Consider the following 15,247-nt stretch of genomic DNA (forward strand, 5'->3'; position numbering starts at 1 on the left):
CCATGCGCTGGGCCTGTATTCTGCTCACTCAACTGGCGCTGGATGGCGTATCGCGCAGCCGTGACGATCAGGCCCAGCCGCTGGTGCTGGTGGCCGGTCCGGCGCAGCGTCGAATCATCCGGGCAGTCAATCCCGCAGCCCGTCAGCTGGGGCTCAAGCCCGGTCAGACGCTGATTGCCGCGCAGGCACTGACCAGTGGTTTTGCCGTGGCCGAGTATGATCAACAGCAGATCGATCACTGGCAACATTTCCTGGCCGCCTGGGCTTATCGTTTCAGCTCCCATGTCAGCCTGGATTATCCGCGGGCTCTGCTGTTGGAAATCGAGTCCAGTCTGGGGCTGTTCGGCCCCTGGCCGCGTTTCGAAGAACGTTTGCGCACCGAACTGACTGAGCTGGGCTTTCAGCACCGCATCGTATTGGCGCCCAACCCGGCGGCGGCGCGGATGTTGGCCAATGTGCATGACGGTCTGGCTGTGGATGATGTTGCCCTGCGGAGGGAAGTCGAACGCCTGCCCATCAGTCGCTGTGGCTTGCCGGCCGACATCGTGTCAGCCCTGGCCCGCATGGGGCTGCGGCGGGTGAAACAGCTGCTGGTATTGCCCCGGGATACGCTGGGGCGGCGTTTCCCCAAGGATGTGCTGTGGCATCTGGATACGCTGCTGGGTCATCAGCCGCTGGCGCTCGGCAACTTCCAGCCGGCTGATGAATTTGCTGCCCGGATCGAATTCAACTTCGAGGTCAACAACCACCAGGCGTTGCTGTTTCCGCTACGCCGGTTGATTGCCGATCTGCATGCCTTCCTTGCTGGCCGGGACTGCGGCGTGCAGCAATTCATGCTGGCGCTGGAGCATCGCAGTCTGGCTGCCACCGCGGTGCCGGTGGGCCTGCTGACGCCGGAGCGTGATACCCAGTTATTGTTCGATGTGGCGCGCGGCCGCCTGGAACAGCTACAGCTGCCCGCCCCGGTGCTGGCGCTGCGCCTGTCGGCACCGAACCTGCCGGATTTCGTACCGCAGTCACAAACACTCTTTGTCGAACGCCCGCAACAATCCCAGCCCTGGGAGCAGCTGCGTGAACGGTTGCGTGCCCGCTTGGGAGACCAGGCCGTGTATGGGCTGGCCGCCGTGGCTGATCACCGTCCGGAACACAGTTGGTGTACCGATGTGACGGGGGGCAGAGCAGAGCAACACGATGGCCGGCCGCGGCCGGGCTGGTTGCTGACCGAGCCGCAGCCGCTCAATGACCTGGTACCCGAAATTATCGCGGGCCCCGAGCGCATCGAGTCGGGCTGGTGGGATGCCGGCGATCTGCGGCGGGATTACTATCTGGTCCGCACCCGGGACGGGCGTCGGGCTTGGGTCTGGCGTGCGGTCGACGGCTCGGGGCCGTTCATGTTGCAAGGCTGGTTCGCATGAGCGCGGCTTATGCCGAGTTGCATTGCCTGAGTAACTTCAGCTTTCAGCGGGGCGCCTCCAATGCCGATGAACTGTTTGCCCGGGCGCGTCAGCACGGCTACCAAGCCCTGGCGATCACTGATGAATGTACCCTGGCCGGCATCGTGCGGGCCTGGCAGGCGGCCAAGGAACACCAGTTGCCGTTGATCGTCGGCAGTGAAATGCAGGTAGAGAACGGGCCGAAGCTGGTGTTGCTGGTGGAGAACCTGCAGGGCTATCAACGACTGTGTCAGTTGATCACCCTGGCCCGGCGGCGTGCGGAGAAGGGATGCTATCGGCTGCTGCGTGAGGATATCGACGTCGATATGTCCGGGTTGCTGGCGTTATGGTTGCCGACAGAGAAGGAGGACGTGAGTACCGGTGTCTGGCTGAAAGAGCGGTTTCCCGCCACCCTGTGGTTGGCTATCGAGCTGCATCGAGGGCCCGATGATGATCAGCGCCTGGCCCGGCTGCAAGCATTGGCCGCCAGTCTGGATGTCCCGGCGGTGGCCGCCGGGGATGTGCATATGCACGCTCGTGGGCGTCGGGCATTGCAGGACACCATCACGTCCATTCGGCATCACTGCCGGGTGGACGAGGCCGGCCACCGCCTGTTTGCCAATGGTGAACGGCATCTGCGCAGTCGCGAGGGGCTGGTCGATACCTATCCGGCGGCGTTGCTGGCCGAGACGCTGCGTATCGCCGAACGCTGCCAGTTCGATTTTGATGATCTGAAATACCATTACCCCCGCGAACTGGTGCCGGCAGGGCATACCCCGGCGTCCTGGTTGCGACAGCTGACCGAGGAGGGCATCGCCTGGCGCTGGCCCGCCGGTATTTCCGCCAAGCTGCGCGGGCAGATCGAGACAGAGCTGGCGCTGATTTGCGACCTGGAATATGAAAGCTATTTTCTGACCGTGCATGACATCGTCAGCTTCGCCCGCAGCCAGCATATTCTCTGTCAGGGACGTGGCTCGGCGGCCAACTCGGCAGTGTGCTTTGCCCTGGGCATCACCGAGATCGACCCGGCGCACAGCAACCTGCTGTTCGAGCGTTTCCTGTCCCGCGAGCGCAATGAACCGCCGGACATCGACGTGGACTTCGAACACGAGCGGCGTGAAGAAGTGATCCAGTATGTGTTCCGCCGCTATGGCCGCCGCCGGGCCGCACTGACCGCCGTGGTCAGCAGCTACCACGCCGCTGGCGCCGTGCGCGATGTAGGCAAGGCGCTGGGGCTGCCGGCCGAGCAAGTCGATACCTTGGCCCGTTGTTGTGGGCGCTGGAGCGATCATATCCCCACACCGGAGCGGCTGCGCGAGGCCGGTTTCGATCCGGACAGTCCGATAGTGCACCGGGTGCTGACCCTGAGTGGACAGCTGATCGGTTTTCCCCGGCATCTGTCCCAGCATCCCGGCGGCTTCGTCATCTCCGAGCAACCGCTGGATACCCTGGTACCGGTGGAAAACGCTGCCATGGATGGGCGCACCATCATCCAGTGGGACAAGGATGACCTGGACGCCGTCGGCCTGCTCAAGGTGGATATCCTGGCGCTGGGCATGCTTACCGCGCTGCGCCGCTGCTTCGATCTGGTCCGTCATTACCGGGGGCGCGAACTGACCCTGGCGACCATTCCGGCGGATGACAAGCTGACCTATGACATGATCAGCCGGGCCGACACCATCGGTGTATTCCAGATCGAATCCCGGGCGCAGATGAGCATGTTGCCGAGACTGCGCCCCCGGGAGTTCTACGACCTGGTCATCGAAGTAGCCATCGTCCGGCCCGGCCCGATCCAAGGCGATATGGTGCATCCGTATCTGCAACGGCGTAATGATAAGGCACTGGTGACCTATCCTTCCCCCGCGCTGGAAAAGGTACTCAAACGCACTCTCGGCGTGCCCCTGTTCCAGGAACAGGTCATGGAGATAGCCATAGTCGCCGCCGGCTACAGCGCCGGAGAAGCGGACGAGCTGCGCCGCTCCATGGCCGCCTGGAAGCGCCGCGGCGGGCTGGAACCGCATCGGGAAAAGCTCACCCGGGGCATGCTGGAGCGCGGCTATGACATCGAGTTCGCCGAGCGCATCTTCGAGCAGATCAAGGGCTTTGGCGAGTACGGCTTTCCTGAATCCCACTCGGCCAGTTTCGCCTTGCTGACCTACGCCAGCAGCTGGCTCAAATGCCATGAACCGGCGGCCTTTGCCTGTGCGCTGATCAACAGCTGGCCGATGGGTTTCTACAGTCCCGATCAGTTGCTGCAGGATGCCCGGCGTCACGGTATCGAGACCTTTCCGGTGGATGTGCGTTACAGCGCCTGGGATTGCTCGCTGGAGCCTGGCCGGGATGGCGAACTGGGTATTCGTCTGGGGTTGCGTATGGTGCGCGGCTTCCATGTCGAGGATGCGGGGCGTATCGAGCAGGCCCGCCAGCAGCAACCCTTTACCGATGTCACTGACCTGAGCCGGCGAGCCGGGTTGCAGGCCCGGGCCCGGGATCTGCTGGCGGACGCCGGAGCGTTGCGGGGATTGGCAGGTAATCGGCACCGGGCGCGCTGGGCCGTGGCTGGCATCGAACCCCAGCTGCCGCTGTTTGCCGGGCAGCCGGCAATCAGGGAAGCCGCAGTAACCTTACCCCTGCCATCGGAAGCCGAAGAGATGCAGGCCGACTATGCACTGGTCGGCACCACCATGGGACGCCATCCCATGGCTATCTTGCGACCAAAATTACGCCAGCTGCGCTGCCGGGATTCGAACGAATTGCGTAGCCTGGAGCACGGCCGCCCGGTGACGGTCGCCGGGTTGGTGACCGGTCGCCAGCGCCCCGGCACTGCCAGCGGGGTGACCTTCGTCACCCTGGAAGACGAGCATGGCATGGTCAATGTCGTGGTCTGGCGTGCGCTGGCCGAGCGCCAACGCAAGGAGCTGGTGCATTCTAGCATGTTGCAGGTCTATGGCCGGTTGGAAACCAAGGAGGGAGTGCGTCATCTGATCGCCTCCCGGCTGGTTGACCTGACAGACATGCTCAACGGCCTGGCGACCCGCAGCCGGGATTTTCACTGATGCGTCAGTTGCTGGCGTACTGCAGGTTGCCGGACGTATCACGCACCCGGAAGCGTCCGGATTCTCCGTCTCGCTCGATATGTGCCACGGCCATCTGCGCGTCATGGGTGAAAACCAGTCGGCCGTTCGTGGCAACCATGTCATTGAGCAGGGCTTCCTTTTCCCCGATCAGGATCTCGGGAAAACGGTCATATCCCATGGTGATCGGCAGGTGCACCCAGGGCGCGCCGGGAATCAGATCGCCGGGAAACACCACCGGGCCGTCGGGCATATCGAATTCGGGCAGCATCAGCCCCGGGGTATGTCCGTCGCTGAAGCGGAACCGCCAGCCCGGCCCCAGCGTGGCGGAGCCAGCACCGTCCTGGATCAGCTCCAGCCGGCCGCTGGCTTCGAGCAGCCCGAGCAGCTCGGGAATGAAGGACGCACGATCCCGCGGGTGCGGTCGGCGGGCTCGCGCCCAATGGCGCTGGCCGGTAATGAAGGTGGCCTTGGGAAACAACAATTGGGGCGGTTGATCGGCCTGCCAGGGACTCAGCAGGCCACCGGCGTGATCGAAATGCAGATGCGTCAACACCACCACATCAATGTCCGCATGACTCAATCCGATCTCGGCCAGGTTGTCGAGCAGCACATGATGGTCCTCGACCACGCCGTAGCGCTCTTTCATCTGCGGCGAGAAAAAGGCACCGATACCCGTCTCGATAAGGATATTGCGATCGTTTTCCTGCACCAGCAGGGCACGACAGCTCAGGGCGATGCGGTTGTGCTCATCGGTCTCGACCCAGCGTGACCAGAGGGCCTTGGGGGCATTACCGAACATGGCCCCGCCATCCAGGCGCTGACTGTTGCCTTCAAGGGTGGTGAAAGTACGCATAGCTATTCTCCAGCCGCCGCCGGCCCGAGCCGGCAGCGGTAATCAATTACCGCGTGAAAGTATTCTTGATCGACGCATGGAATGGCTGCCAGCTGAATCGGCGGAGCGGCAGTTCGGTAGTGTTGCTCATCTGGGCTGCTCCTGTTCCGCTTCCGGCTGATCGAGATCACTCGGGCTGCGGAACTTCAACAGGTGGGTACGCTCGATCAGGATATACAGCGCGGCGCCGGCGGCCAGCCCCCAGCCTGCGCCATACACCGCCAGTACCACGCCCATGGTGCCGGCAATGCCGCGCTCGGTATTATTGTTGAGCTGCTCGAAACCGACCATCAGGCAGATATAGCCGGTGAGAATCAGTGTCAGCGACAGGGCGATCGGCAGGACCGGCTGGAAGAAGCTCACCAGCGGCAGCAGAAACAGCGCCAGAAAGCCGGTAATCCAGAAGGTGCCGGCACCGCTGTAGATCGACTCCATGGCATGGCGCCCATATTTGTAGCGTTCCGCCATGGTGGCAGCAACGGCCGTCCACAAGGGGCCGGCCAAACCGGGAGAGGGCGCGAAAAAGGCATGCATCGCATTGCGGACGGCGGTCACCAGGTGCACCCGGTCAATGTTGTTCTCGATCACTTCGTCGGTGCGCAGCTCGTCAGCGCGCTGCATCAGAGACTGGCCAACAATGATGTCGCCAAAGGCAATGATGTAGGCAATGACCGCTGTGGGTATGGCCAGCATGAACACCTTGGCATCCGGGAAGCCAAGGGTGAATGGCAGGTAGTTCCACATCTCGGCGAATGCGGGGGCGGTGATGCCGAAGCGGACATCGGGCATCTCATATTCGCCGACGATGATACCCACGAAGATGGCCACGAGCATGCCAGGTACCATGCCGTAGTTGACCACTTTGCGCGCAAATGGAACCCGCTCGGTCAACCCCTTGAAGGACACTGAGAACATCAAGTAAAGACAGACCAGACTGCCGATTACCAGAGAGAATGGTGTGGCAGCCAGCCGTCCACCGGTCTCGATTTCACCAATCAGTGCGGCAATACCGGCGCCAATGATGATGCCGCCCTTCATCGAGTTCGGAATCAGCCGGACCAGTACACTACCGAGGCGGGTGATACCGAGGAACAGGAAGATGACAAACACCAGAAACTGCAAGGCGAACAATGCCTGAATGGCTTCCGGACCGGGTTCGAAGTCTCCGAGGAACAGCAGAACCACGGGAATGCCGGGTGTAATCCAGCCGGGTACAAAAGGCACACCGAGTAGCGCCGGCAGCATGAAACCAACACCGCAGACCACCACATAGGCCAGCGCTACATCATAGGGCAGGCCGAGATGGGTCTGCAGTAGCGGGATCATGCCGAGGCTGACCACAAACATGATCAGGGCCTGGAGCATTTCGGCCATTTCCCAGCGGTAATGGATGAAGGGCAGGCGAATCTTGAAGGGGCCGCAAGGCCAGAAGGGTTGTTCGGCACCATCGGTGCGTTTGTAGACTTGCATGAAGTACTCCTGTGCCCAACGGAATGCGCAGGCCCCTTGGCCTGACCATCGGTCGGCTTATTGTTGTTGTGAAACAGAGTCTTGGCTGCCAGACGCCCCGGGGCGGTAGTCGCGGGACGCCTGGCGAGTTACGGCAGAGCTCGCATCAGACGGCCTTGGCCCAGTCGCGCAGAACGTATTTCTGGATCTTGCCAGTGGAGGTTTTCGGCAGCTCGGTAAAGACCACGTTCTTCGGTATCTTGAACGCGGCCAGATGATCCCGGCAGAAATGGATGATGTCCGCTTCGCTGGCCTGATGCCCGGCTTTCAAGGTGACGAAGGCGCAGGGTGTTTCACCCCACTTCTCGTCGGGCCTGGCCACCACTGCCGCTTCCAGGATATCGGGATGGCGGTAGAGCGTACCTTCCACCTCGATGGTGGAGATGTTTTCGCCACCGGAGATGATGATGTCCTTGAGCCGGTCCTTGACCTCGAGATAGCCATCGGCATGCCATACGCCCAGGTCGCCGGTGTGAAACCAGCCGCCTTCGAAGGCCTCAGCGGTCGCTGAGGGGTTCTTCAAATAACCTTTCATGACGGTATTGCCGCGCATGAAGATCTCACCAATGGTTTCGCCATCGCGGGGCACCGGCTGCAGGGTCTGTGGATCGGCGACCATGACCCCTTCCAGAGTCGGGTAACGCACGCCCTGGCGAGCCTTGATACGGGCGCGTTCGTCCAGCGGCAATTCATCCCAATGACCGTGCCAGGCGCACACGGTGACCGGGCCGTAGGTCTCGGTCAGTCCGTATACATGGGTAACCTTGATGCCCATTTCTTCCACCGCGCCAATCACCTTGGCGGGCGGCGCGGCACCGGCAACCATGGTATGTACCGGGTGGTCGATGGCAGCTTTGGCTTCCGGCGGCATGTTTACCAGGGCATTGAGCACGATGGGCGCGCCGCACATATGGGTGACCTGCTCATCATGGATCAGGTTGAGAATCTTCTGCGGATCGACCCGGCGCAGGAATACATGCACACCGGCCATGGCGGTGACTGTCCAGGGGTAGCACCAGCCATTGCAGTGGAACATGGGTAGCGTCCACAGGTAGACCGGATGCTGACCCATGTTCCAGGTCATCTGGTTGCCCATGGCATTGAGGAAGGCGCCGCGGTGATGGTAAACCACTCCCTTGGGGTTGCCGGTGGTCCCCGAGGTGTAGTTGAGACTGATCGCATCCCACTCATCATCCGGCCCCTGCCAGACGAACTCGGGATCGCCTTCGGCAAGGAATGCCTCGTAATCCAGGACGCTGTTGGCTTGTCCCTCGCCGTACTCCGGGTCGTTTACGTCGATTACCAGCGGTGGGTGATCAAGCATGCCGATAGCGGCATGCACGATATCGAAGAACTCGCGATCGGCGATCAGTACCTTGGCTTCACCGTGCTGCAGCATGAAGGCGATGGCCTCGGCATCCAGGCGTACGTTCAGAGTATTGAGCACCGCCCCGATCATCGGGACACCGAAATGCGCTTCGAGCATTTCCGGAATGTTCGGCAGCATGACCGCTACCGTGTCGCCCTTGCCGATGCCTCGGCCCTGCAACGCCGATCCCAGACGACGGCAACGGTCATAGGTCTGGGCCCAGGTGCGCCGAACGGCACCATGTACCACGGCAGGGTAGTGAGGATAGACGTTGGCAGCGCGTTCGATGAAACCGAGGGGCGACAAGGCGGTATGGTTGACCGCACCAGCGGACAGGCCTTCCTGATATATGGACATGGATCGTATCCTTGGCATTTGTTAGCTCTTGTTGATAACGGCCATTCGAGAATGCCGTATATTTATGGGGTGGTTTATATCTCAGCTGGAATTGTTATGGAAGTATTACCAAGGTCTATAGGTATAATTACTATAAGGTGATCTGGTGCCTGATAAAATCATGTCGGATCAGGGGCATGCCTCCCTGCTGCAGGCTGCTGATCCGCAACCGACGTGCTTGTTCGATGCCAGCGGCAGGATGTGCGGTTGGAACCCGGCCATGCACGATCTGCTCGCTGCGGGTAATGCGCCGGATATTCTGTTGCCCCACAACCATGCGCAGCTGATAACGGCAGCGCTCGGCCAGCAGCGGGCTATCAGTGAGGTGCCCGTGCAAACGCCCGGTCAGCGACATCTGTTGTGGACCTTCATTCCGGTGGCCAGCGACCGGATACTGGCCCGTGCCCGAGACGCTACCGAGGCGTTGAACAATGAGCAGCAGGCAGTGGTCGCTCGGCGTCTGTACCGGTTGATCATCGAGAACACCACGGATCTGATTTCCCGGCATACGCCCGAAGGCACGTTTCTGGATGCTTCTCCTGCGGCCTGGGCGCTGCTTGGCCGATGGCCGGAGCAGTTGCGTGGTACGCAGATCCACGATCTGTTCCATCCCCAGGAGCGGGACGAGATCAGGCAGCGCTATGACAGCGCGCTTGAGCAGGACGGCTATCTGACCATCAGTTACCGGATCCGCCATCGTGACGGCCACTATCTGTGGTTCGAAACCGCCAGCCGGGCGATACGGGAGACTTATACCGGCAAGGTGGTGGAGGTTGTCAGTGTGTCGCGGGATATTACCGAACGTATTCGCAGTGAAGAGCACAGCCGCCGTCTGCAGGATGAGCTGGCACATGCCACGCGATTGGCGACGCTCGGTGAGCTGGCCTCCGGTATCGCCCATGAAATCAACCAGCCGCTGGCCGCCATCGTCAATTACGCCGCCGCCAGTCAACGCTATCTGGCGGCGCTGGAGCCGGGTGGCGAACCGGGCCGGCGTCTGGCCCAGGGACTTGAGCGTATTGCCAGCCATGCCCAGCATGCGGCAGAGGTGATCAAGCGCATGCGTGCCTTCCTGCGCAAGGGGCCGCGCCGCGGTCAGCGCATCAGCCCCGCACTGCTGGCGCAGGAAGCAGTGCGCCTGTGCGCCTGGGAGGCGCAGCAACAGCAGGTGGAAATCATCCAGCAGATCGGCGAAGCTCTGCCGGATGTCCATGTCGATCCCATTCTATTGCAGCAGGTATTGCTCAATCTGCTACGCAATGCCATCGAGGCTAACCGGGACAAGTACCCGGATACGCCATCACAGGTTTACCTGCGGCTGAGTACAGACGAACGCCGAGTGGATCTGCAGGTTATCGATCAGGGGCCAGGTGCCAGTGATGAACAGTTGAACAGCATGTTCACGCCGTTCTATACCAGCAAGCCCGACGGCTTGGGGCTGGGATTATCCATGAGCCAGAGCATCGTCGAGAGCTTCGGTGGTGGGTTGGAGGCGCTGCGCGACGAGCGGGGTGGGTTGTGCCTGTATAGCTGGCTGCCAGCGCTGCAGGACGTAGGCTTTATACAAGAATAATGATCAGGAGAAGCGATATGGAGCTGGATCGGCAGCAGCGAGTGTACGTGGTGGATGACGATCAGGGGATGTTGGACTCCACGGTGTGGCTGCTCGAGTCGGTCGGATTGCAAGCGTTGCCCTTCACCAGTGGCCAGGCATTTCTTGACCATTGCCTGGAAGAGCTGCCGGCCTGTGTGCTGCTGGATATACGCATGCCCGGCATGGGCGGGCTGGCAGTACAGGACGCGCTGCGCGAGCGAGGCAGCAAGCTGCCGGTGATTTTCGTCAGCGCCCATGCCGATGTGCCCATTGTGGTGCGGGCTTTTCGCGGTGGGGCAGTGGATTTCATCGAGAAGCCCTATAACGAGCAGTTACTGCTCGACAGCGTCCAGCGTGCGCTGCGGCTGTACCAGGCACCGGTGGTCGATCAGAGGCAGGGTGATCCGGTGCGTGAACGTATGCAACAGCTCACCGCCCGGGAGCGCGACGTACTGCTGCCGCTGGTGCAGGGCTACAGCAACCGGGAGATTGCCGAGCAATTGGGCATCAGCGTCAAGACCGTGGACCTGTACCGCTCACGGGTGATGAAGCGGATGCAGGCCACGAGCCTGCCGGCGCTGGTAGGTATGGCGATCGGCGTGGGGCTGATCGAGCCGTTCAAACTACAGGCGAGATGAGGCTAGGTTAGAGCCAGTGGCCTGGATTCATGGCGTGACAGCTCAGGGTATGACAGGGAATGCCAGCCGGCTGGTTGGCATGAGCCACATTGGTGCGGTGCACGGCAATGATGGACAGCACGGTCAGCAGAGCAATGAAAAAGGCGACGATGGTAACGGCATTGACATAATGTTTATGCATGACATCAGGTTCCTGCTTTATTTTTTGTTGTTTTTGTCTTGCGCTGGCTGAGTGTATCAGCTGCGCACTTTATTGTTAGTCGAGACTCCGTTAATAAACGATCCGGGCGGTATTTTTTTATTGGCGGCCGGGCGTGGGGCCCGGCCGTTTCCATCCTTACAATGCGTAGTTCTTCAACTCCCGGGCAATTAACAGCCGCTGGATCTCACTTGTACCTTCGTAGATCTGGGTAATCCGCGCGTCACGATACAGCCGCTCCACCGGGTAGTCCTCAAGATAACCGTAGCCGCCATGAATCTGCACCGCCTTGGAACAGACGTCTTCGGCCATCTCGCTGGCGAACAGCTTGGCCTGGGAGGCTTCCGAGAGGCAGGGTATGCCTTCGGTGCGCAGCCGTGCGGCATGCAGGATCAACAGGCGTGCGGCATTGAGGCGGGTGTGCATGTCGGCCAGCATGTTGGCTATGCTCTGGTGCTCGGTCAGGGCCACACCAAATTGGGTGCGTTCGCGGGCGTAGGTCAGCGCCGCCTCGAAGGCCGAGCGGGCGATACCCAGGGCCTGGGCGGCGATGCCGATACGGCCGCCTTCCAGGTTGGACAGGGCGATGGCCAGCCCCTTGCCGCGCGGCCCGAGCAGGTTGGCTTCGGGAATGCGGCAGTTATCCAGGGTCACGGCGCAGGTATCCGAGCCGCGGATGCCCATCTTGTGCTCCATGCGCTCGATCTTGAAGCCAGGGTTGTCGGTGGGGACGAGAAACGCCGACAGGCCTTTCTTGCCCAGCTCCGGGTCGGTCACCGCAAAGACGATGGCCAGCTGCGCCCGCTGGCGTTGCTGACGAACTGCTTGGCACCGTTGATTACCCATTCGCCATTGTCCAGTACCGCCCGGGTGCGCAGGTTGTGTGCTTCGGAGCCGGCCTGGGGTTCGGTCAAGGCGAAACAGCCAATGACCCTGCCGGCAGCGAGATCGGGCAACCAGGCTTGCTGTTGCTCAGGAGTGCCGAACTTGAGCACAGGACCGCAGCCCACCGAGTTGTGGATACTCATCATTGCGCCGGTGGCGCTGCAACCGGCGGCGATTTCTTCTACGGCCAAGGCATAGGCAACATAATCGACATAGCTGCCGCCCCATTCTTCCGGCACCACCATGCCCAGCAGGCCCAATTCGCCCATCTGGCGTACCACAGCGTCGTCGATCCAGCCGGACTTGTCCCATTCGGCGGCGCGCGGCGCCAATTCGCTCTGGGCGAACTGGCGGGCCATGTCACGGATCATGCGCTGGTCTTCGTTGAGTTCAATATCGTGCATCGGTCGTGTCCCCTCAGGCCTGACGCCGTTCATCAGCGCTGCGCGCAGCGAAGCCGGCAAAGAGCTCCGCAACCTGTTCCGCTTTCACCTCGGCCAGCGTAGGCGGATTCCAGCGGGGATTCTTGTCCTTGTCGACGATAAGTGCTCGCACGCCTTCCATGATGTCGCCCTTGGCGAACCATTGGCGATCCAGGTGCAGCTCCAGCGCGAAACAATCTGCCAGATCCAGCTCGCGACCGCGACGCAGCAGTTCCAGGGTCACATTCATGGCCAGCGGCGATTTACTGTCGATCGCAGCCAGGGTGCGCTCGGCCCAATCCTGATAGGAGGGGCAGTCTTCGGCAGCCAGAGAAGCCCGAATCTTGAGCATGTCTGGATGGCTGAAATGCCGGTCGATGGCGGGGCGCAGCGCCTTGATTTCCGAGCCGGGGATTTTCTGCGAGGCGCGTTTGTGCAGTAATTGATGCAGGTCGCGGGCCGGGTCATCCGACCAGCTCTGGCTGTTCAGTGCCTGATCCAGCTCCGTTACGAGGTCGCTGCTGATGCAGTGGTCGGCCAGGCCGCAGTACAGGGCATCGGCGGCGCGGATATGCGAGCCGGTTACGCCCAGGTACTGGCCGATAGCGCCCTCCAGGCGGGACAGGAAAAAACTGCCGCCCACATCCGGGAAGTAGCCAATACCGGTTTCCGGCATGCCCATCTTCACCCGCTCGGTGACCACGCGATGCGAGGCAGCCTGGGCCAGGCCCATGCCGCCGCCGAGGACGAAGCCGTCCATCAGTGCCAGCACGGGCTTGGGGTAGCCATGGAGCACCTGGTCCATGGCGTATTCCTCTTCAAAGAAGGTGACGTACATACCATCGCCCGCCTTGAAGCTGTCATACAGGCCACGGATGTCGCCGCCGGCGCAGAAGGCCTTTTCGCCATTGGCCCGCAGCACGACTAAACGCACGGCCGCGTCGTTGTGCCATGCGTCCAGTTGCTGGCGCAGGCTGCGTACCATCTCCAGGCTCAGGGCATTGAGCCCGGCCGGGCGGTTGAGGGTCAGGTGGCCGACGCCGTTACGCACTTCGGCCAGTACGCTCTGCTCGGTCATTCGATCGCTCCGTTGTACATCTTGATGATGGCGGAGAAATCCAGCCCGCCATTACCCTGGCCGCTGAAGGTCTGGTACAACTGCTGCGCCAGGGCGCCGAGCACTACCGGCTGGCGTGCCTGCTTGGCAGCCTCGGTGGCCAGGCCCAGGTCCTTGAGCATCAGATCGGTGCCGAAGCCGCCGGTGTAGCCGCGGGACGCCGGAGCGTTGTCCAATACGCCAGGGTAGGGGTTGTAGGTATCGGTACTCCAGCAGCGGCCACTGGAGGTGTTGATGATGCCGGCCAGCACCTTGGGGTCCATGCCCAGGGACACGCCCAGGTTCATGGCCTCGGCGGCGCCGATCATGGATATGCCCAACAGCATGTTGTTGGCCACCTTGGCGACCTGGCCATTGCCACTCGGCCCGCAATAGACGATGTTCTTGCCCATGGCTTGCAAGACCGGCAGGGCGGCATCGAAGTCGGCCTGTTCACCGCCGACCATGAAGGTCAGGGTGCCCGCCGCTGCACCGCCGGTACCGCCGGAAACCGGCGCATCGATCATGCGGTTGCCCTTTGCTGCCGCGGCAGTGGCTACTTCCCGGGCGCTCATGGGATCGATGGTGGAGCTGTCGATCAACCGTACCTCGGGAGCCACCTTGGCCAGCAGACCATCCTCGCCCAGATAGACACCTTTCACATGTTGGGCGGCGGGCAGCATGGTGATGATCATTTCCACATCACTGCCGGCCAGCGCGGCAATGCTGGGGGCGGCGCTGGCGCCAGCTTCTACCAGATTGGCAACCGCTGCTGCGGACAGGTCGAATACAGTGAGTTCATGGCCGGCCTTGAGGAGGTTGTGGGCCATGGGGCCACCCATGTTGCCGAGGCCGAGGAATCCGATTTTCATATGAGCTACCTCTTATTCTTGTCAGCTAATTGTATTGATGCTCAAGCGTGCTTGAAATTGGGTTTACGCTTCTCGGCAAACGCCTGCATGCCTTCGGTCTGGTCAGCGGTGGCGAAGATCGAGTGGAATACCCGGCGCTCGAAGCGTACGCCTTCACTCAGGCTGCTCTCGAATACCCGGTTGACGCATTCCTTGGTCATCATCACGCTCGGCAGGGATTTGCTGGCAATGACCTGGGCGGTCTTCAGGGTTTCTTCCAACAGCTGATCGACTGGAATGATGCGTGCGACCAGGCCAGCCTGCTCGGCTTCCTGGGCATCCATCTGGCGACCGGTCAGACACATTTCCATTGCCTTGGCTTTGCCGATGGCGCGGGTCAGGCGCTGGGTGCCGCCGATGCCGGGCAGTACGCCCAGGTTGATTTCGGGTTGGCCGAAGCGGGCATTGTCGGCGGCATAGATGAAGTCGCAGATCATTGCCAGTTCGCAGCCACCACCCAGGGCGTAGCCAGCCACTGCGGCAATCAACGGTTTGCGGCGGTTGGCGATGCGGTCGGCAGGGGAGAAGAAGTCATCCATGAATACGTCGGGGTATTGCAGGTCCACCATCTGCTTGATATCGGCACCGGCGGCGAAGGCCTTGCTGGAGCCGGTCAGGACCACACAGCCGATCTGGGGATCGCTTTCGAACTGGTCCAGCGCCTGGTTCAGCTCATCCAGCACCTGCGTATTCAGCGCATTCAGCGCCTGGGGGCGGTTCAGGGTAATCAGGCCCACACGCTCGCGGGTCTCGATCAGAATAGTTTCAAAGCTCATGTCGCTACTCCAAAAAAGAGGCCGGCCCATTAAATGGCCGGCCTATAAGA

At 61.6% G+C, this 15,247-nt stretch carries 11 protein-coding genes and 1 pseudogene; 4 read left to right on the forward strand and 8 right to left on the reverse strand.

Translation table 11 applies throughout. The features are described from left to right. Nucleotides 1-2: 2 nt before the first annotated feature. A complete protein-coding gene (locus BM267_RS13665; RefSeq protein WP_074780831.1) occupies nt 3-1,415 on the forward strand; it encodes a Y-family DNA polymerase in 1,413 nt (470 codons plus the stop codon). Beyond that, complete coding sequence (locus tag BM267_RS13670; RefSeq protein WP_074780828.1) at nt 1,412-4,489, forward strand: error-prone DNA polymerase; 3,078 nt, start codon at nt 1,412-1,414, stop codon at nt 4,487-4,489. Before BM267_RS13665 ends, BM267_RS13670 begins: the two co-directional genes overlap by 4 nt. A 4-nt stretch (nt 4,490-4,493) precedes the next feature. Here the strand turns inward: BM267_RS13670 and BM267_RS13675 are convergent, their stop codons facing one another. The 3 genes from BM267_RS13675 to BM267_RS13685 all read right to left on the reverse strand — a co-directional run bounded on the left by BM267_RS13675 (nt 4,494) and on the right by BM267_RS13685 (nt 8,637). Continuing rightward, nucleotides 4,494-5,363 carry an MBL fold metallo-hydrolase gene (locus BM267_RS13675; RefSeq protein ID WP_074780825.1) on the reverse strand — a complete coding sequence of 290 codons (870 nt, stop codon included), beginning with the start codon at nt 5,361-5,363 and terminating at the stop codon, nt 4,494-4,496. Between the two features lie 126 nt (nt 5,364-5,489). After that, the gene (locus BM267_RS13680) at nt 5,490-6,872 is read right to left on the reverse strand and encodes a solute carrier family 23 protein (protein ID WP_074780823.1); all 1,383 of its coding nucleotides are present in this window, start codon (nt 6,870-6,872) and stop codon (nt 5,490-5,492) included. A gap of 145 nt (nt 6,873-7,017) precedes the next feature. Continuing rightward, on the reverse strand, nt 7,018-8,637 hold the full coding sequence (locus tag BM267_RS13685; RefSeq protein WP_074780820.1) for an acyl-CoA synthetase: 1,620 nt from the start codon (nt 8,635-8,637) through the stop codon (nt 7,018-7,020). A gap of 160 nt (nt 8,638-8,797) precedes the next feature. On the opposite strand from BM267_RS13685, the gene BM267_RS13690 reads away from it, so the two are divergent. Both BM267_RS13690 and BM267_RS13695 read left to right on the forward strand, forming a co-directional pair. Then, a complete protein-coding gene (locus BM267_RS13690; RefSeq protein ID WP_051611068.1) occupies nt 8,798-10,249 on the forward strand; it encodes a sensor histidine kinase in 1,452 nt (483 codons plus the stop codon). A 17-nt stretch (nt 10,250-10,266) separates the two neighbouring features. Beyond that, on the forward strand, nt 10,267-10,908 hold the full coding sequence (locus tag BM267_RS13695) for a response regulator transcription factor (RefSeq protein WP_036990830.1): 642 nt from the start codon (nt 10,267-10,269) through the stop codon (nt 10,906-10,908). Nucleotides 10,909-10,915: 7 nt separating this feature from the next. On the opposite strand, the gene BM267_RS16820 is transcribed toward BM267_RS13695, so the two are convergent. From BM267_RS16820 to BM267_RS13715, 5 genes and pseudogenes are all read right to left on the reverse strand, one after another. After that, a complete protein-coding gene (locus tag BM267_RS16820; RefSeq protein WP_169304583.1) occupies nt 10,916-11,089 on the reverse strand; it encodes a hypothetical protein in 174 nt (57 codons plus the stop codon). Between the two features lie 156 nt (nt 11,090-11,245). Continuing rightward, nucleotides 11,246-12,396 (reverse strand): annotated as a pseudogene (locus BM267_RS13700) (acyl-CoA dehydrogenase family protein). 13 nt (nt 12,397-12,409) lie between these two features. Then, nucleotides 12,410-13,492, reverse strand: coding sequence for an enoyl-CoA hydratase/isomerase family protein (locus BM267_RS13705; RefSeq protein ID WP_074780817.1), 1,083 nt, complete (start codon nt 13,490-13,492; stop codon nt 12,410-12,412). After that, nucleotides 13,489-14,382: a 3-hydroxyisobutyrate dehydrogenase gene (gene mmsB / locus BM267_RS13710; RefSeq protein WP_036990826.1), complete on the reverse strand. Its 894-nt coding sequence runs from the start codon at nt 14,380-14,382 to the stop codon at nt 13,489-13,491. The genes BM267_RS13705 and mmsB overlap by 4 nt, the downstream gene beginning before the upstream one ends. Nucleotides 14,383-14,423: 41 nt before the next feature. Further along, entirely contained in the window at nt 14,424-15,197 is a 774-nt protein-coding gene (locus BM267_RS13715; protein ID WP_074780814.1) for an enoyl-CoA hydratase, read from the reverse strand. Between the last annotated feature and the right edge of the window lie 50 nt (nt 15,198-15,247).

It is taken from the genome of Halopseudomonas bauzanensis (assembly GCF_900114735.1).
GTDB classification, from domain to species: domain Bacteria; phylum Pseudomonadota; class Gammaproteobacteria; order Pseudomonadales; family Pseudomonadaceae; genus Halopseudomonas; species Halopseudomonas bauzanensis.